The sequence below is a fragment of the Photobacterium marinum genome (genome assembly GCF_000331515.1).
Classification (GTDB): Bacteria; Pseudomonadota; Gammaproteobacteria; order Enterobacterales; family Vibrionaceae; genus Photobacterium; species Photobacterium marinum.
Window position 1 is genome coordinate 62,472 of sequence record NZ_AMZO01000011.1, and the last position, 17,722, is coordinate 80,193.

Genomic DNA, 17,722 nt, shown 5'->3' on the forward strand with positions numbered 1-17,722 from the left:
ACTGATATTTGACCGGCTAAGGCCGAAGTCTAACGCATACGGACGTACGATTCATCAATGCCGACAGAGCAACTTAATTACTGGTTACCACTGCTGACCGATAACAGCCCTTTTTTATTTGCTGTTTTGGACAAAGAGCATAATTACTTGGTCGTCAATAACCGCTACTGCGAGATAAGCGGATTGAAACGTGAAGAGCTGACAGGCCAGAACGACAAAGCGATTCTCGGTCAGGCATTTTACGACTCTCTACGCCCCTACTATGAACGGGCATTCAAAGGAGAATCCGTCGAAGGTGAAGTGGTATTGAACGATAATCGCCACGATACCAGTATGCACTTCAGCCTCGCACCGCTACCAGACAAATCCGGCGATATTGCTTATATTGTCCTTCATTCAGCCGACACATCTGAGCGCCAGGTACTGGCCAACTCACTGCAGGAGATGGAAAACCAGCTCAACCAGCTCAATGAACTGCTCACAGACGGCAGCTGTATTGTCGAAGGCGATATCATTATTTCCGCCAACCAGGCCGCTGCCGATTTACTCGGCTTCGAATCTCCTCGGGAACTGATTGGTGAAGAACTCGGCCGGCTCCTGATCGACAGCCACAGCCAGCGTATCCTCGGCGGCCATATCAGCCAGCTCGGTAAGACCTCACCTCGTCAATGCCAGACCAGCCCTCGATGTAACACAGAACGTATGCTTCAGGTGACCGCTTCTGATATCACCCTGCTCGGCTCACCGGCCAAGCTGATACTGATGAAAGACAATTCAGAGCAAGCAGCACAACAAGGGCAGGTTGAACAGTTGGTGCATACTGATCCCCTGACCGGCCTATATAACCGCCACGGCTTCAGCCGTCGATTAAGCCAGCTGATCAGCCAGAGCACACCACTGGTAATGCTCTACCTTGACCTTGATAACTTCAAAAACATCAATGATTCGCTTGGCCACCATATCGGAGACCGTGTGCTCCAGGAAATTTCCCAGCGTCTGCAGCGCCTTTTACCGGAGTCAGCCATTATTGGCCACCTGAGCGGCGATGAGTTTGCCATTATCCTGCCAGAGCCGGAACACGACCGTGCCGGCGAGCTGATTTCCCAACAAATCATTGCTCTTATCAACCAACCGTTTGACCTCCACCACTTCAGCAAGCATCTGGCTTGCTCTATCGGTATGGTCAACTACCCGGGGGACGGTAATGATGCCCGTATCCTGTTGCAAAATGCCGATACAGCCATGTATGAGGCCAAAAACCGTGGTCGTAACCGTCTGGTGAAGTTCAGCGAAGAGATGAACAAAGAAGCACGGATGCAGCTATGGCTGGAGATTGAATTGCAGAAAGCCTTGCAACATAACGGGCTGGAAGTCTGGTATCAACCAAAGGTCAATGCCCGTGACTTCGTGATCGACGGTGCCGAAGCACTGGTGCGCTGGAAGCACCCAGTGGAAGGCTACATCAGCCCGGCCCAGTTTATTCCGGTCGCAGAGCGCTCCGGGATGATTGAACAGCTAGGCCAGGTGGTCATGAAGGAAGTCTTCACCACCGTCCGTAAATGGAAACGGCAGGGCCTGATGGCCGGACGCGTTGCCATCAACCTTTCACCGCAGCAGTTCGGTAATCCAAACTTAATCACTTACGTTGAGCAGTTAAAGAAATCCACCGGGGTCAATCCTAACGACATTACTTTCGAGCTAACAGAAAGTGCGGTAATGAGTGACGGCGAACATGCCATTCAGATGTTGAACGCTATCAAAAAGCAGGGTTTTGCGCTGTCTATCGATGATTTCGGCACCGGCTATTCGTCACTGTCTTACCTTGCCCGCTTCCCGCTTGATGAACTGAAGATAGACCGGGCCTTTATCAAAGACATCGAAACCCTGCCCAAACAGGTTACCCTGATCGAAAACATCATCAACCTAGGCAAGTCACTAAATATGAGCATTGTGGCTGAAGGGGTAGAGACCCGCCAGCAGGCAACCTTACTGTCGAACCTTAACTGCGACTATATCCAGGGGTTCCATTTCTACCGGCCACAACCGAAGAATGAGCTCGAAGCGATCCTACTCAAGCACAGCCGTCGGCAAGACTAAAATTTCACAAAATTTTGCCCGATTGATTACAAAACGGCCATTAAACACGAAAAAATTGTCCTAAATCAATAAAACCTGCCTGATATCAAGACAAGGGGGCACCAAGCCCCCTACTATTCCTCCATAACTTTCATTCCACCACTGGTAGATATAATAATTATGGAGCTACTCTGCCCCGCCGGTAACCTTCCGGCGCTGAAAACTGCCATTGATAACGGTGCGGACGCGGTGTACATCGGCTTTAAAGATGACACCAATGCCCGTCATTTTGCAGGTTTAAACTTTACTGGTCGCAAGCTGGAGAAAGCTGTCCAATACGTGAAAGATCATGACAGGAAGTTACATGTAGCCCTGAACACCTTCGCTCACCCTGACGGTTTCGATCGCTGGGCCAAAGCGGTCGACAATGCGGCAGCCATGGGGGTGGATGCCCTGATCGTGGCTGACATTGCGGTACTTGACTATGCGGCAACCAAATACCCGGATCTGGAGCTTCACCTGTCGGTACAGGCGTCAGCCACTAACACCGCTGCCATTGATTTCTACAAACAGAACTTCAATGTTAAGCGTGTGGTACTGCCTCGCGTACTGTCTATCCATCAGGTTAAACAGCTGGCACGCAATACAGATATGGAACTGGAAGTTTTTGCGTTCGGCAGTCTGTGTATCATGTCCGAAGGTCGCTGCTACCTGTCTTCCTACATGACCGGTGAATCACCAAACACTGTCGGAGCCTGTTCTCCGGCTAAATATGTACGCTGGCAGGAAACCCCGCAGGGTCTGGAGTCACGCCTGAACAACGTCCTGATTGACCGTTACGAAGCCGGAGAAAACGCGGGTTACCCTACCCTGTGTAAAGGTCGCTTCGAAGTTGACGGCAAGCGCTACCATGCCCTTGAAGAACCAACCAGCCTGAATACGCTGGAAATTCTGCCGGAACTGTTTAAAGCCAACATCGCTTCGGTGAAAATCGAAGGCCGTCAGCGCAGCCCGGCTTATGTCGAGCAGGTTACCCGCACCTGGCGCGCTGCAATCGACCGCTACCTGGCAAACCCTGAAGGCTACCACGTAGATCCGGCGTGGAACGCTTGCCTGGGCAATGTCTCTGAAGGCAGCCAAACCACCCTTGGCGCGTACCACCGTAAATGGCAATAAAGGAGAACACTATGAAATACTCGCTTGGCCCACTCCTTTATTTCTGGCCAAAAGATGATGTTGAAGCTTTTTACCAGCAGGCGAAAGAAGCCAACACCGATATCATCTACCTGGGTGAAACCGTATGCTCGAAGCGCCGTGAAATGAAGCCAGCACACTGGTTTGAAATAGCCAAAGACATCGCTTCCACCGGCAAACAAGTGGTACTGTCGACCATGGCACTGCTTGAAGCACCAAGTGAAGTCAATGTGATGAAGAAATACATCGACAACGGTGACTTCATCATCGAAGCCAACGATGTGTCTGCGATTCAGATGGCTCACGAAAAAGGTATCCCGTTTGCTGTCGGCCCTGCGGTGAACTGCTACAACCCGCAGACCCTGAACCTGTTTTTGAAAAAAGGCATGGTACGCTGGTGTATGCCGGTCGAGTTGTCACGCGAATGGCTGCAAAATGTCGTTCAGCAATGTGAGACGATGGGTATTCGTGACAAATTCGAAACCGAAGTCTTCAGCTACGGCTACCTGCCGCTGGCCTATTCTGCCCGCTGCTTCACCGCCCGTGCCGAAAACCGAGCCAAAGATGACTGCGAAACCTGCTGTATCAAGTACCCGAACGGGATCACGGTAAACAGCCAGGAATCACAGAAAGTCTTTACCCTGAACGGTATCCAGACCCAATCAGGTTACTGCTATAACCTGATCAATGATCTAAAAGGAATGGAAGGCCTGGTGGACGTAGTTCGCCTGAGCCCGCTAGGTACTGAAACTCTATCGCTGGTTGATGACTTCCGCGCTAACGAACAAGGCGCAACCCGTCACCAGCTCGAAGGCGGCCATCAATGTAACGGCTACTGGCATAATCTGGCCGGTCTTGAGATTATCTGATCGGATTGATTTGCCAGCCTGAAATACAAAAAAGCCGCGAATTCGCGGCTTTTTTTATTCTATTCAAACTATAGCGTACGGTGCTATCAGCTGTCGCTTTGCTCCGTTTCTTGCTCCCGCTTTGCTTCGGCCATCAGGCGACTCAGCTCTAACAGCGAAAAACGGTGCTCGACAAACTCATAAACATTACCGGACAACGCCAGCTTATAAAGCATCAGGGCTGACTGGTAATCCCTGTTATGGTGATAGATTTTACCCAGGTAGAAATACGCCTCGGTAAGACGTTCTGCCAGGATGTCATTATCTTCACTTTCGTTGGCAATCCGGTTCAGTAACTCACTTTCACTCAGCTCACCCAAATAAAGACGGACAATTTCCCACCCCCATTCTTGCTTTTCAGCCACTTCATAACGCTGTTTCAGCCTATCCTGAGCTGTATCCGGTGTGCGTTCCAGATCAACCAGGTAGAGCCAAATCACCCGGTACGGATCATTTACATTCTGCTGATAGTGAGCCACCAAATCTTCATGAGCCAGGTCGTAACGACCGCCATAATACAAGGCGATCCCACGGTTGCGCTGGGCAAACGGGTGACGAAGGTTCAGCTCCAGGGTGGAATCGAAGGCTTCATAAGCCGCATCAAAATGTGCGCTCTGGGTGAAATAGACACCAAGGATGTTAAAGACATCCGGCTGGTCAGGTTTTAATGACAGCGACTGGTTAAAATCAAGGCGAGCCAGATCCCGAAGGCCAATACTGTCATGAAGCAAACCGCGCTCATAATACACCTGGGCCAGGGTGTTATTGTCCAGATCACTGCGCTTTAGCAGCTGATCAATGCGAGCCAGCTGGATCTGTTGCTGAATTGTCGGCTGGAAAGGTACCGCCATCGGGGGATGAGCCCATTTAGACTGAGGTGCTGAGCTGCAGCCAGCTAACATCATCACCGCAATACATGCGATTTTTAACCTGTTTGCAATCAATGCAATTCTCCCTGAGGTCATACCAAACGGACAAGCTCTTCTTACTAGCTTATACCATCAGCGCAAGAAGGCGCGTATCGTTAAGGCTAATACCAAACGGAACAATTATCCTGCGACTTTCACGACACCACGGCCGGGTTGCAGACTTTCTGGCTTGGCATTTGTTATTAAAGGATCTAAAAAAGGGGCCTTTCAGCCCCTTTTATATCATGCTTTTAGCAAAAAGACTTAAGCTTCTGGCTTCTCTTCAGTTGCCGGAGCTTCATTTTGCTCTGCTACCGCTTCTTTCATGCTCAGGCGAATACGGCCCTGACGGTCAATCTCAAGGACTTTAACCTTAACTTCCTGACCCATTTCCAGGTGATCTGCCACTTTCTCAATGCGCTCCTGAGAGATTTGAGAAATGTGTACCAGACCTTCTTTCGCGCCAATCACAGAAACGAAAGCACCGAAATCAACAATACGCATTACCTTACCGGTGTAGATGCGACCAACTTCAACGTCAGCAGTGATTTCTTCGATACGGCGGATAGCTTCTTTCGCAGCTGTACCTTCAGTTGCAGCGATCTTCACTGTACCGTCGTCTTCGATTTCGATCGTTGTGCCAGTCTCTTCCGTTAGAGCACGGATAACTGCACCACCCTTACCGATCACATCTTTGATCTTCTCTGGGTTGATCTTCATTGTGTGAATACGCGGAGCGAATTCAGAGATATCTTCACGAGGAGCGTTGATTGCATCGTCCATTACGCTCAGGATGTGCTTACGCGCACCTTTCGCCTGGTTCAGGGCAATCTGCATGATCTCTTTAGTGATACCTTCGATCTTGATATCCATCTGCAGTGCAGTGATACCGTCGTCAGTACCAGCAACTTTAAAGTCCATGTCACCCAGGTGGTCTTCGTCACCCAGGATGTCAGAAAGAACAACAAAGTCATCGCCTTCTTTAACAAGACCCATTGCGATACCCGCAACAGAAGCCTTGATTGGCACACCAGCGTCCATCAGCGCCAGAGAAGTACCACATACAGAAGCCATTGAAGATGAACCGTTAGATTCTGTGATTTCAGAAACAACACGTACTGTGTACGGGAATTCATCAACAGAAGGCATTACAGCAGCAATACCACGCTTCGCCAGTTTACCGTGGCCGATTTCACGACGCTTAGGAGAACCAACAAAACCAGTTTCACCTACACAGTATGGAGGGAAGTTGTAGTGCAGCAGGAAGTGATCTTTACGCTCACCAGTCAGCTCATCGATGATCTGTGCATCACGCTGCGTACCCAGTGTTGCAGTTACCAGCGCCTGAGTTTCACCACGGGTGAATAGTGAAGAACCGTGAGTACGTGGCAGAACGCCTGTACGAACATCAAGAGCACGAACCATGTCTTTCTCACGGCCGTCGATACGTGGGTTGCCAGCGATGATACGGCTACGTACTACTTTCTTCTCCAGAGAACCCAGCATGTCACGAATTTCGCGCTCATCCAGTTCTTCGTTCTCTGCCAGCAGTGCTTCTACCACGTCATTCTTGATCTCGCCAACTTGGTCGTAACGAGCCATTTTTTCTGTGATTTGGTAAGCTTCAACAAGGCGAGCTTCAGCTTTCTCTGCAACCAGTGCTTTAAGCTCTGTGTTTTCAGCTGGAGCTTCCCAATCCCAAGCAGGAGTTGCTACTTCAGCAGCGAATTCATTGATCGCTTTGATAACAGCTTGCTGCTGGTCGTGACCGAATACAACAGCTTGTAGCATCTGCTCTTCAGACAGACGATCAGCTTCAGATTCAACCATCAGTACTGCACTTTCAGTACCGGCAACTACAAGGTCAAGACGGCTTTCTTCCAGCTCAGTATTGCTTGGGTTAAGAACGAACTGGTCGTTGATGTAACCTACACGAGCTGCACCGATTGGGCCGTTGAACGGAATACCAGAAATAGCAAGCGCCGCAGAGGTACCGATCATAGTAACGATATCTGGCTGTACATCTGGGTTAACAGAAACCACAGTTGCAATAACCTGAACTTCGTTTTTGAAATCATCTGGGAATAGCGGACGGATTGGACGGTCAATCAGACGAGCAGTCAGTGTTTCGCCTTCAGATGGACGGCCTTCACGCTTGAAGAAACCACCTGGGATTTTACCTGCCGCGTAAGTACGCTCTTGGTAGTTAACAGTCAGAGGGAAGAAGTCCTGGCCTTCTACCGCTGTTTTTTTACCAACAACAGAAACAAACACAGATGTGTCGTCCATGCTTACCATTACAGCAGCAGTCGCCTGACGTGCCATTACACCAGTTTCGATGGTAACTGTGTGGTTACCGTACTGGAAAGTCTTTACGATAGGATTCACGTGAATTTCCTTAATTTTTATTCCGCTTTCTATTTGCGTCGTTAAGTATATCTGACACAAAGAAAAGCGTCATGTGATGAAAGGCACTTTACGGTGATTTCACGTATCGCGACTAATGATAATTCTCGGCAGGATAAGAACTGTCATTAGCCGCGACCTGAGGGTCGACGAAAACGACTCGTGATCTCACTGATTTAAAGGGCCGGATAAAAAAGAAAGGAGCCGTTAGGCTCCTTTCTAGAAAGCAATCTTAGCGACGTAGGCCCAGACGCTTGATTAGGTCTTGGTAGCGATCTAGGTTCTTACCTTTCAGGTAGTCTAGAAGCTTACGACGACGAGAAACCATACGTAGCAGACCGCGACGGCTGTGGTGGTCGTGTTTGTGGTTAGCAAAGTGACCTTGAAGGTGGTTGATTTGTGCAGTTAGCAGTGCAACCTGAACTTCAGGAGAACCAGTGTCGTTTGCGCCTTGCGCGTATTCAGCAACGATTGCTGCTTTAGTTTCTGCATTCAGAGACATAACTCATTCCTAATACAAAGATATTTTTAATTTGTGCCAGCCAATCTCTGATTCAGCCGACACCCGAGCCGCGGATTATACTGTCAGGCCGCTGTAACTACAAGTGAAGATTACAAGAAGTCGCGAGATTAAAAAGAACAAGAAGATCGAGATATGAGATGCCAGTTTCTACGCACGGGGAAAGGAAAATCTAGTGGCCTGGTTCTATGGCCACAGAGCGGAATAAAAAAGCGGAATGCTAAAGCTAAGCACTCCGCTCTTTTTACAGAACCACACGGCCAAAGTGCCGCACCCGCATCTCGGAGCGCAGCGTCAGTTGCTATTTCTACTTTAACCTTGCTTATTCGCCATCACGCGTTTTGGTGCCAGCATGCCATCACTATCGATAACACCCACACCGATAAATTCACGTTGCTCACCCACAGTAATACGCACCAGCGTACCTGTTTCCGGCACTCGACCGGCCTGAACCGGGTTACCATTTAGAATATAAGTAGCAAGCATCGGCAGCACGTTTACTTCCGGCAGATCCTGAACCGCAGTGTCGGTCGGCAACAACAGAGGATCAAGCAGTTCACTTGGGGCAATGCCCTGCTCATTAGCTTGATCCAGTAGTGCCTGAAGCTGCTCCAACGTCACGATACGTTCCATCGGGTAGTTGGAAACACCGGTACGACGCAGGTAAGTTACGTGCGCACCACAACCCAGCATTTCACCAAGGTCATCAACAATAGTGCGAATGTAAGTACCCTTAGAAACATGCAGCTCCATCTCTACTTCGTTGTTTTCAAAACGAAGCAGCTCAACGGAATACACAGTGATCTTACGGGACTCACGTGGTACTTCGATACCTTCGCGGGCATATTCATACAGCTTACGCCCCTGGTATTTAAGTGCCGAGTACATTGAAGGAATTTGGTCAGTAGTGCCGCGGAACTTGGCAATGCAACGTTCCAGCTGGCCACGATCCACTTTCACTTCACGCGTTTGGACAACTTCGCCATCAGAGTCCGAAGTATCTGTACGTTCGCCCAGCTTGGCAATAACGCGATAGCGCTTGTCTGAGTCCAACAGGAATTGGGAAAACTTCGTCGCCTCACCAAAGCAAATTGGCAACATACCAGTTGCCAATGGGTCAAGCGCCCCCGTATGTCCTGCTTTTTGTGCGAAGAAGATACGCTTTACTTTCTGCAGCGTATCGTTCGAGCTGAGTCCGGTTGGTTTGTCGAGAAGGATTACCCCATCGACTGGACGGCCTTTACGACGACGTGCCATGCTTATTCCTCGTCTGTTTCCGTTTCATCACCACGACGAACTTCATCATCACGTACCGCCTTAGTAACCAGGCTAGAGATACGCATACCTTCAGTCAGTGACTGATCAAAGATGAAGTTCAGTTCAGGAGTCACACGCAGACGGATTTGCTTACCCAGCAGTGAACGGATGTACGGAGCCATCTCGCGCAGTGCTTCCAGGCTGTCTTCCGCAGTTTGCTCACCAACAGTCAGGAAAGTCACATAAACTTTTGCGTAACCCATATCACGGGATACATCGACACTTGAAATGGTTGTCATTGCTAGGCGCGGATCTTTAATCTCACGCTGCAGGATCACCGCCAGCTCTTTTTGCAGCTGCTGTGCAACACGCTGGGTACGGCTAAATTCTTTTGCCATAATTGTTTTCTCTCTCTAAGAATGCTTTCTTGAAAGAATGGGGAGCCGAGGCTCCCCATAAGATTAGTCGTTATAAAACAGCTGATTACTCTGAGGATTAGTCAAGAGTACGCTTAACTTCAACGATTTCGTAAACTTCGATCTGGTCACCAACGCGAACATCATTATAGTTCTTAACGCCGATACCACATTCGTAGCCGTTCTTAACTTCCTGAACGTCATCTTTGAAGCGACGCAGAGACTCAAGCTCACCTTCGTAGATAACAACGTTATCACGCAGAACGCGGATTGGGTTGTTACGCTTGATGGTACCTTCAGTAACCATACAACCGGCAATAGCACCAATCTTAGGTGACTTGAAGACATCACGTACTTCAGCAAGACCCATGATTTCTTGCTTGAACTCAGGAGCAAGCATGCCGCCCATTGCCGCTTTCACTTCATCAATCAGCTGGTAGATGATTGAGTAGTAACGCAGATCCAGGTTCTCGTTTTCAATTGTCTTACGTGCAGAAGCGTCAGCACGTACGTTGAAGCCAAGAATGATAGCGTTAGATGCTGCTGCAAGAACCGCATCAGTTTCAGTGATACCACCAACACCAGAACCAACGATGTTAACTTTAACTTCGTCAGTTGACAGCTTACGCAGTGAGTCAGCAATTGCTTCAACAGAACCCTGTACGTCAGCTTTCAGTACTACGTTCAATTCAGCAACTTCACCGGCAGTCATGTTGGAGAACATGTTCTCCAGTTTCGCTTTCTGCTGGCGAGCAAGTTTAATATCACGGAATTTACCCTGACGGTAAAGTGCAACTTCACGAGCCTTACGCTCATCTCGTACAACTGTTGCTTCATCACCAGAAGAAGGAACACCAGAAAGACCCAGGATCTCAACCGGAATTGACGGACCGGCACTTTCAATTTCCTGACCCAGTTCATCACGCATTGCACGAACACGACCGTGCTCCAGGCCACAAAGAACGATATCGCCTTTGTGCAGCGTACCTTCCTGAACCAGAACTGTTGCAACAGGACCACGACCTTTATCCAGGCGAGACTCTACAACTACACCGCGAGCCATACCTTCAGAAACGGCTGTAAGTTCAAGTACTTCAGACTGAAGCAGGATAGCTTCAAGAAGACCGTCGATGTTTGTACCTTGCTTAGCAGAGATGTGAACGAACATGTTCTCACCGCCCCACTCTTCAGGAATAACATCGTACTGTGCCAGCTCGTTCTTCACGTTATCTGGGTTAGCGTCTTCTTTATCGATCTTGTTCACTGCAACGATCAGTGGAACACCTGCCGCTTTCGCGTGCTGGATAGCTTCCACAGTCTGTGGCATTACGCCATCATCCGCAGCAACAACAAGAACAACGATATCCGTAGCCTGAGCACCACGAGCACGCATTGCAGTAAATGCGGCGTGTCCCGGAGTATCCAGGAAGGTAATCATGCCATTGTCAGTCTGCACGTGGTACGCACCGATGTGCTGAGTAATACCGCCCGCTTCGCCTGAAGCCACGTGTGCTTTACGGATGTAGTCAAGTGTCGAAGTCTTACCGTGGTCAACGTGACCCATGATGGTAACAACAGGAGCACGAGGAACAGCAACAAGGTTTTCATCACGGTCAGAAAGTACAGCTTCTTCCAGCTCGTTTTCTTTACGCAGAATTACTTTGTGGCCCATTTCTTCTGCAACAAGCTGTGCAGTTTCCTGGTCGATTACCTGGTTAATGGTCGCCATTGCGCCCATCTTCATCATCACTTTGATAACTTCAGCAGATTTAACTGACATCTTGTTAGCAAGCTCAGATACAACGATAGTTTCGCCGATTACAACATCTTGCTTAGCAACTGTTGCCGTCTTGTCAAAGCCGTGCTGCATTGAAGTCGGCTTGTGCATACGCTGCTTGCCGCGACCACGCTGGTTGCGACCACCGCGACCTGCATTACGGTCATCTGACTTAGCGCCAGCTTTCTTCTTCTTACGACGGTGACCGCCTTCTTCTTTACGATCCTGTTCGTCTTCAGCTGCGCGAGCGTAGCTAGACGTTGTAGTATGGTAGTCTGCTTTTTCCATATTACTCGTATTCTGATCAGCCTTTGACCAGTTCTTCTGATTCATTTCTGCCATTTTGCGTGCCTCTTCTAGCTGGCGCTGACTTTCTTCTTCGGCTTTACGCTTGGCTTCCTCTTCCCGGCGACGTTGTAGTGCCTCAGCTTCTTCTTTAGCCTGTTTATCAGCGGCGGCTCGCTTAGCCTCTTCAGCTAAACGTTTTTCCTCGGCTTCACGATTCTGCTTATCCTCAGCATCACGTTCGACCTTATGTTCTGCATCACGCTTAGCCTGTTCTTCAGCTAAACACTTCTCTTCAGCGGCACGTTTGGCTGCTTCTTCAGCCTCACGCTTCGCCTTCTCTTCCGCTTCACGCTTAGCAGCTTCTTCAGCTGCACGTTTAGCGGCTTCTTCAGCTTCACGCTTGGCGGCTTCTTCTGCTTCACGCTTGGCAGCTTCTTCTGCCTGGCGCTTCGCTTCTTCAGCTGCGCGCTGCTCTTCTTCAAGAGCAGAACGTTTTACGTAGGTGCGCTTCTTGCGCACCTCGACCTGAACACTTTTACTCTTGCCACCTGCACCTGCAACACTCAGTGTGCTGCGAGTTTTACGTTGAAGAGTAAGGCGTGTCGGAGCCCCGCCGGCGCTTTCGCCACCATGTTCTTTCTTCAGGTGAGCTAACAGCGTCTGTTTTTCCTGTTGACTTACGCTATCTCCAGCATTCTTGCTGATACCAGCATCGGCAAACTGTGTAAGCAGACGATCAATCGGCGTACCGATTTCCTCAGCTAATGCTTTAACTGTAACCTCTGACATGCTGCTCCTCCCTTGCTTGACATTTGTGATTACGCTTCGTCACCGAACCAGCAGATATTACGCGCGGCCATAATTAGCTCACCCGCTTTTGCTTCGTCCATGCCTTCGATGTCGATTAGGTCGTCAGTAGCCTGATCAGCCAAATCTTCAAGCGTACTTACACCTTTTGCCGCAAGTTTGAACGCCATTTCGCGTTCCAGGCCTTCAAGGCCTAATAGATCTTCAGCTGGCTCTGCACCATCTAAAGATTCTTCCTGGGCAAGAGCAAGCGTTGTTAGCGCTTCCTTAGCACGGTTACGTAGTTCGTCTACAGTCTCTTCGTTAAGACCTTCAACGTCCATAAGCTCGTTCACTGGAACATAAGCGATTTCTTCTAGTGTCGTGAAACCTTCTTCAACCAATACAGTTGCGAAGTCTTCATCGATATCCAGGTGCTTAGTAAACGCTTCGATTGACTCTTGCGCTTCTTCCTGGTGTTTCTTCTGCAGATCTTCAACCGTCATTACGTTCAGTTCCCAGCCAGTTAGCTGAGAAGCCAGACGTACGTTCTGACCGCTGCGACCAATTGCCTGAGCAAGGTTATCCTTCTCAACGGCAATATCCATTGTGTGATTGTCTTCATCAACGATGATAGAGCTAACTTCAGCCGGAGCCATTGCGTTAATAACGAACTGAGCTGGGTTTTCATCCCACAGTACGATATCGATACGCTCACCGCCAAGCTCGCCAGAAACAGCCTGTACACGCGCACCGCGCATACCAACACACGCACCAACAGGGTCGATACGCTTGTCGTTAGTCTTAACAGCAATCTTCGCACGAGAACCTGGATCACGAGCCGCGCCCATCAGTTCAATCATTTCTTCGCCAATTTCCGGTACTTCGATACGGAACAGCTCAGATAGCATTTCCGGCTTAGAGCGAGTCATAAACAACTGGAAGCCACGTGCTTCTGGACGAACTGAGTACAGCAGACCGCGAACACGGTCACCCGGGCGGAAGTTTTCACGAGGTAGCTGGTCATCACGCTGGATAACAGCTTCCGCGTTATTGCCAAGGTCAATGATAACAGCATCACGGTTAACTTTTTTAACAACACCGGTAATTAGTTCACCTTCGTTGTCAATAAATTGTTCCACGATCTGTGCACGCTCAGCTTCACGTACTTTCTGTACGATTACCTGCTTAGCAGTTTGAGTCGTGATACGGTCAAACGTTACTGATTCGATTTCTTCTTCAACGAAGTCATCCAGCTTGATGCTTTCATCATCGTACTGAGCTGCTTCTAGAGTGATTTCCAACGTAGGCTGAGTCACTTCTTCTACAGCTTTCCAGCGACGGAATGTATCAAAATGACCAGTCTTACGGTCGATTGCTACACGTACGTCGATTTCTGCTTCGTACTTTTTCTTTGTCGCTGTTGCCAGTGCGATCTCAAGTGCTTCGAAGATACGCTCACGAGGAACAGCTTTTTCATTGGATACCGCTTCAACGACAGCCAAGATTTCTTTGTTCATTTCTAATGCCCCAACTTAGCGGTTAGAATTTTGGAACCAGGTTGGCCTTGGAAATATTGCTTAGTGCAAATGTTTCTTCATTGCCATCAACTTTCAGAGTGACTAGCTCACCGTCAACGGCAACGATGTCACCTTTCCACTTACGACGATTATCCATCGCCATTTTCAATACCAGGCTGACCTCGTGGCCAATAAATTGCTGATAATGTTCTGCTTTAAATAGTGGCCTTTCAAGACCAGGGGATGACACCTCCAGGTTGTAAGCCACTGTAATCGGATCTTCTACATCCATTACCGCACTAACCTGGCGGCTAACATCGGCACAATCATCAACAGTAATGCCATTTTCATGATCAATGAAAATACGCAATGTTGAGTGTTCACCTGCACGGATAAATTCCAAACCGACTAGTTCATAGCCCAAAGCCGTTACCGGTGCTTCAAGCAGTTCGGTTAATTGCATCTCTAAAGCTGTCAAAACAACCCCCTGGAAACAAAAAAAGGGCACTAAAGCCCAGTAAATACCTGAATGGTCATTTTTCAGATAATAAAAAACCCCGAATTACGGGGTTTTTTATTACTGGACCCTGATTATCACAGCTATTAGCTATGATAGAAAAAACGCACTTCACTAATAGGATAGCCGTTTTTTCAAAACTTGGTTGCGGGGGCCGGATTTGAACCGACGACCTTCGGGTTATGAGCCCGACGAGCTACCAAGCTGCTCCACCCCGCGTCCGTAATCTGGCGATGATTATATCGTCCAGTTGTTACTCTTTCAAGTAACTGAATAATGGTGCCGAGAAGGGGACTTGAACCCCTACACCTTGCGGCACTAGCACCTCATGCTAGCGTGTCTACCAATTTCACCATCTCGGCTAAATTCTTTTATTACTGAGGAATGTCACTGTTTGCAGGAACACTCTCAGCTTCTTCAACAACTTTTTCTACTGCAGGGGCTGTCAGGTCTTCCCAGCCGCTGGTCTCTTCACCATGCTTAGCAGAAAGGTTACCAAGAATCAGACTGATAACGAAGAAAACAGTTGCAAAGATTGCAGTCATTCGGGTCAGAAAGTTTCCAGAGCCGCTTGCGCCGAACAGAGTTCCTGATGCGCCAGCCCCAAATGAAGCTCCCATATCTGCGCCTTTACCTTGTTGAACCAAAACTAGGCCAATTACACCAAGCGCAGCCAACAGATAAATCACAAGTAGAATTTCGTACATAGTTTCCACCTATGGTTAAATTGTTGTGCCGGCTTTGCTTAAGCAGTGCCAGCGCACTCCCTAATTCCAGGAGCGAGAGAATACTAGCGAAACCCTCACTCTGTGACAAGTAAAATCTGACAAAAAGACTATTGCCATGAATCACTTGACCAAGTTTTAAGCAAAACCCGACACATAAATCACTATTTCCTATAAAAGGAGATTAGCAGTTTTCTTTAACGGCCTTAGCAATCGAAAGCGCAGATTCTTTAACTAAATCAGCATCTTTACCTTCAACCATGACACGAATCAAAGGCTCTGTGCCAGACTTGCGAAGCAGCACGCGACCGCTATCTCCAAGTTTAGCTTCAACCTCTGCCTGTGCTGCCAGAACCGCCTCAGATTCAAGTGGGTTAGCATCACCGGAGAAGCGAACATTTTCCAGAACCTGAGGATACATAGTCATACCATCAGTCAGCTCTTTCAGTGTCATCTTGCTGCCAACAATTGATGCCATCACTTGCAGGCCAGCAACAATACCGTCACCTGTCGTTACTTTATCAAGCAGGATCACGTGGCCTGAGTTTTCAGCACCAATCAGCCAGTTGTGTTTCACCAGCTCTTCCATCACGTAGCGGTCACCCACTTTGGCACGAACAAATGGAATACCCAGGTTCTTCAAGGCAACTTCCATGCCCAGGTTAGTCATCAGAGTACCAACCACACCGCCTTTCAGCTCGCCACGACGTAGAGCATCACGGGCAATGATGTAAGCAATCTGGTCACCATCAACCTTATTACCTTCTTCATCAACCATGATCACACGGTCGCCGTCACCATCAAGGGCAATACCAAAGTCTGCTTTCTCTTCCAGCACTTTAGCCTGAAGCGCAGCAACGTCAGTCGCACCGACTTTATCATTGATGTTAGTACCGTTCGGCTCACAACCAAGAGTGATCACTTCAGCACCCAGCTCTTTAAAAACATTCGGTGCAATGTGATAAGTCGCGCCGTGAGCACAGTCCACAACAATCTTGTAATCGGCAAGGCTAAGCTCTGTCGGGAAAGTACCTTTACAGAATTCGATGTAACGACCGGCCGCATCACTGATGCGGTACGCCTTACCCAACATGGCGGACTCAACACAGGTCAGTGGTTTTTCCAGCTCAGCTTCAATGGCCAACTCGACTTCATCAGGTAATTTAGTCCCCTCTGACGAGAAGAACTTGATGCCGTTATCGTAGTAAGGGTTATGAGAAGCCGAAATAACAATACCGGCTTCGGCGCGGAATGTACGAGTTAAATAAGCGACTGCCGGAGTCGGCATCGGACCAGTAAATGCCGCTTGCAGACCAGCTGCAGCCAGGCCAGCTTCCAGTGCTGATTCCAGCATATAACCTGAAATACGGGTATCTTTACCGATGATCACTTTTCTTGTGCCCTGCTTGGAAAGAACACGGCCGGCAGCCCAACCCAGTTTCAATACAAACTCAGGGGTAATTGGCCCTTCACCGACTAAACCACGTACACCATCCGTACCAAAGAACTTACGTTCTGCCATTATCAGCTCCTAGCTATTTATCTTATTTTCCTGCTCTAAAGTCATACGACACACTTTTAATACATCAACGGTTTCCTGTGCATCGTGGACCCGAATGATCTGGGCACCTTTCATGGCTGCAATCGTCGCGCAAGCCAAGCTACCAGCCAGACATTCAGCAGGCTTTTTATCTAATAATTTAAAAATCATTGATTTACGCGACATACCGACCAGCAGCGGTAAACCAAACTGATGAAATCTGTCTAACTGCGCAAGCAGCTGGTAATTATGCTCCAGCGTTTTGCCAAAGCCAAATCCGGGATCCAACAACAGCTGTTCACGACGTATTCCCGCCGCCTCACAAACAGCCACTCGTTCAGCAAGAAAATCACTAACATCAGTAATTAAATCGTTATATTCCGGCTGCGTTTGCATTGTACGCGGTTGTCCCTGCATATGCATTAAGCAAACAGGTACATTTGCATCTGCCGCCGCAGCAAGTGCTCCCGGCTCCAACAAAGCCCGCACATCATTGATCAAATCAGCACCGGCGTTAACCGCTTCAGTCATTACTTTGGCTTTACTTGTATCGACAGATATCCAGCAATCAAAACGGCTGCGAATAGCTTCGATAACCGGCACCACTCGTGCCAGCTCATCATCAAGCACAACATCCGCCGCTCCGGGACGAGTCGACTCTCCGCCAATATCAATAATACTGGTTCCGGCAGCCAGCATTTCCTCGATATGGTACAACGCCTTGTCCAGCTGGTTGAATCTACCGCCATCTGAAAATGAGTCTGGCGTAACATTTAAAATTCCCATGGTATGGGCATAAGACAGATCCAGCGTCTTATCTTTACTTGTCAGGATCATCAAGTTCTCCCTAACAGACAGTTGCCGCAATGTCGTGCCAAAGCAAA

Annotated in this window: 14 protein-coding genes and 2 tRNA genes; 3 read left to right on the forward strand and 13 right to left on the reverse strand. The window is 48.8% G+C overall.

The genetic code is table 11. The features are described 5' to 3' along the window. Positions 1-57: 57 nt before the first annotated feature. The 3 genes from C942_RS08810 (at position 58) to C942_RS08820 (ending at position 4,139) form a co-directional block, all read left to right on the forward strand. Positions 58-2,097 carry a sensor domain-containing protein gene (locus tag C942_RS08810; RefSeq protein WP_007464805.1) on the forward strand — a complete coding sequence of 680 codons (2,040 nt, stop codon included), beginning with the start codon at positions 58-60 and terminating at the stop codon, positions 2,095-2,097. A 159-nt stretch (positions 2,098-2,256) separates the two neighbouring features. Next, positions 2,257-3,252, forward strand: a complete 996-nt coding sequence (gene ubiU / locus C942_RS08815; RefSeq protein ID WP_007464807.1) for a ubiquinone anaerobic biosynthesis protein UbiU — start codon at positions 2,257-2,259, stop codon at positions 3,250-3,252. An 11-nt stretch (positions 3,253-3,263) separates the two neighbouring features. Continuing rightward, positions 3,264-4,139, forward strand: a complete 876-nt coding sequence (locus tag C942_RS08820) for a U32 family peptidase (protein WP_007464811.1) — start codon at positions 3,264-3,266, stop codon at positions 4,137-4,139. An 86-nt stretch (positions 4,140-4,225) separates the two neighbouring features. Here C942_RS08820 and nlpI read toward each other — a convergent pair whose 3' ends face one another. The 13 genes from nlpI to folP all read right to left on the reverse strand — a co-directional run bounded on the left by nlpI (position 4,226) and on the right by folP (position 17,675). Beyond that, positions 4,226-5,122 carry a lipoprotein NlpI gene (gene nlpI, locus C942_RS08825; RefSeq protein ID WP_007464813.1) on the reverse strand — a complete coding sequence of 299 codons (897 nt, stop codon included), beginning with the start codon at positions 5,120-5,122 and terminating at the stop codon, positions 4,226-4,228. Between the two features lie 228 nt (positions 5,123-5,350). Beyond that, positions 5,351-7,474: a polyribonucleotide nucleotidyltransferase gene (gene pnp, locus C942_RS08830; RefSeq protein ID WP_007464815.1), complete on the reverse strand. Its 2,124-nt coding sequence runs from the start codon at positions 7,472-7,474 to the stop codon at positions 5,351-5,353. Between the two features lie 250 nt (positions 7,475-7,724). Further along, complete coding sequence (rpsO, locus tag C942_RS08835) at positions 7,725-7,994, reverse strand: 30S ribosomal protein S15 (protein WP_007464817.1); 270 nt, start codon at positions 7,992-7,994, stop codon at positions 7,725-7,727. Between the two features lie 330 nt (positions 7,995-8,324). Further along, on the reverse strand, positions 8,325-9,269 hold the full coding sequence (truB, locus tag C942_RS08840) for a tRNA pseudouridine(55) synthase TruB (RefSeq protein WP_007464818.1): 945 nt from the start codon (positions 9,267-9,269) through the stop codon (positions 8,325-8,327). Between the two features lie 2 nt (positions 9,270-9,271). Continuing rightward, a complete protein-coding gene (gene rbfA, locus C942_RS08845) occupies positions 9,272-9,667 on the reverse strand; it encodes a 30S ribosome-binding factor RbfA (RefSeq protein WP_007464820.1) in 396 nt (131 codons plus the stop codon). Positions 9,668-9,764: 97 nt separating this feature from the next. Continuing rightward, positions 9,765-12,539 carry a translation initiation factor IF-2 gene (infB, locus tag C942_RS08850; RefSeq protein WP_007464822.1) on the reverse strand — a complete coding sequence of 925 codons (2,775 nt, stop codon included), beginning with the start codon at positions 12,537-12,539 and terminating at the stop codon, positions 9,765-9,767. A 29-nt stretch (positions 12,540-12,568) separates the two neighbouring features. Further along, a complete protein-coding gene (gene nusA, locus C942_RS08855) occupies positions 12,569-14,056 on the reverse strand; it encodes a transcription termination factor NusA (protein ID WP_007464824.1) in 1,488 nt (495 codons plus the stop codon). A gap of 22 nt (positions 14,057-14,078) precedes the next feature. Then, complete coding sequence (gene rimP, locus C942_RS08860) at positions 14,079-14,534, reverse strand: ribosome maturation factor RimP (RefSeq protein ID WP_036799368.1); 456 nt, start codon at positions 14,532-14,534, stop codon at positions 14,079-14,081. A gap of 181 nt (positions 14,535-14,715) precedes the next feature. Then, positions 14,716-14,792, reverse strand: a tRNA-Met gene (locus C942_RS08865). A gap of 58 nt (positions 14,793-14,850) precedes the next feature. Then, a tRNA-Leu gene (locus C942_RS08870) sits at positions 14,851-14,935 on the reverse strand. A 12-nt stretch (positions 14,936-14,947) separates the two neighbouring features. Beyond that, the gene (gene secG / locus C942_RS08875; protein WP_007464828.1) at positions 14,948-15,280 is read right to left on the reverse strand and encodes a preprotein translocase subunit SecG; all 333 of its coding nucleotides are present in this window, start codon (positions 15,278-15,280) and stop codon (positions 14,948-14,950) included. 202 nt (positions 15,281-15,482) lie between these two features. After that, the gene (gene glmM / locus C942_RS08880) at positions 15,483-16,820 is read right to left on the reverse strand and encodes a phosphoglucosamine mutase (protein ID WP_007464830.1); all 1,338 of its coding nucleotides are present in this window, start codon (positions 16,818-16,820) and stop codon (positions 15,483-15,485) included. Positions 16,821-16,829: 9 nt separating this feature from the next. Then, positions 16,830-17,675, reverse strand: coding sequence for a dihydropteroate synthase (gene folP / locus C942_RS08885; RefSeq protein WP_007464833.1), 846 nt, complete (start codon positions 17,673-17,675; stop codon positions 16,830-16,832). Positions 17,676-17,722 lie beyond the last annotated feature (47 nt).

Bases quoted from the DNA above. Each gene is read 5' to 3' on its own strand.
- C942_RS08810 (WP_007464805.1), top strand. From the start codon at position 58: ATGCCGACAGAGCAACTTAATTACTGGTTACCACTGCTGACCGATAAC.
- ubiU (WP_007464807.1), top strand. From the start codon at position 2,257: ATGGAGCTACTCTGCCCCGCCGGTAACCTTCCGGCGCTGAAAACTGCC.
- C942_RS08820 (WP_007464811.1), top strand. From the start codon at position 3,264: ATGAAATACTCGCTTGGCCCACTCCTTTATTTCTGGCCAAAAGATGAT.
- rpsO (WP_007464817.1), bottom strand. From the start codon at position 7,994: ATGTCTCTGAATGCAGAAACTAAAGCAGCAATCGTTGCTGAATACGCG.
- truB (WP_007464818.1), bottom strand. From the start codon at position 9,269: ATGGCACGTCGTCGTAAAGGCCGTCCAGTCGATGGGGTAATCCTTCTC.
- rbfA (WP_007464820.1), bottom strand. From the start codon at position 9,667: ATGGCAAAAGAATTTAGCCGTACCCAGCGTGTTGCACAGCAGCTGCAA.
- infB (WP_007464822.1), bottom strand. From the start codon at position 12,539: ATGTCAGAGGTTACAGTTAAAGCATTAGCTGAGGAAATCGGTACGCCG.
- nusA (WP_007464824.1), bottom strand. From the start codon at position 14,056: ATGAACAAAGAAATCTTGGCTGTCGTTGAAGCGGTATCCAATGAAAAA.
- secG (WP_007464828.1), bottom strand. From the start codon at position 15,280: ATGTACGAAATTCTACTTGTGATTTATCTGTTGGCTGCGCTTGGTGTA.
- glmM (WP_007464830.1), bottom strand. From the start codon at position 16,820: ATGGCAGAACGTAAGTTCTTTGGTACGGATGGTGTACGTGGTTTAGTC.
- folP (WP_007464833.1), bottom strand. From the start codon at position 17,675: ATGATCCTGACAAGTAAAGATAAGACGCTGGATCTGTCTTATGCCCAT.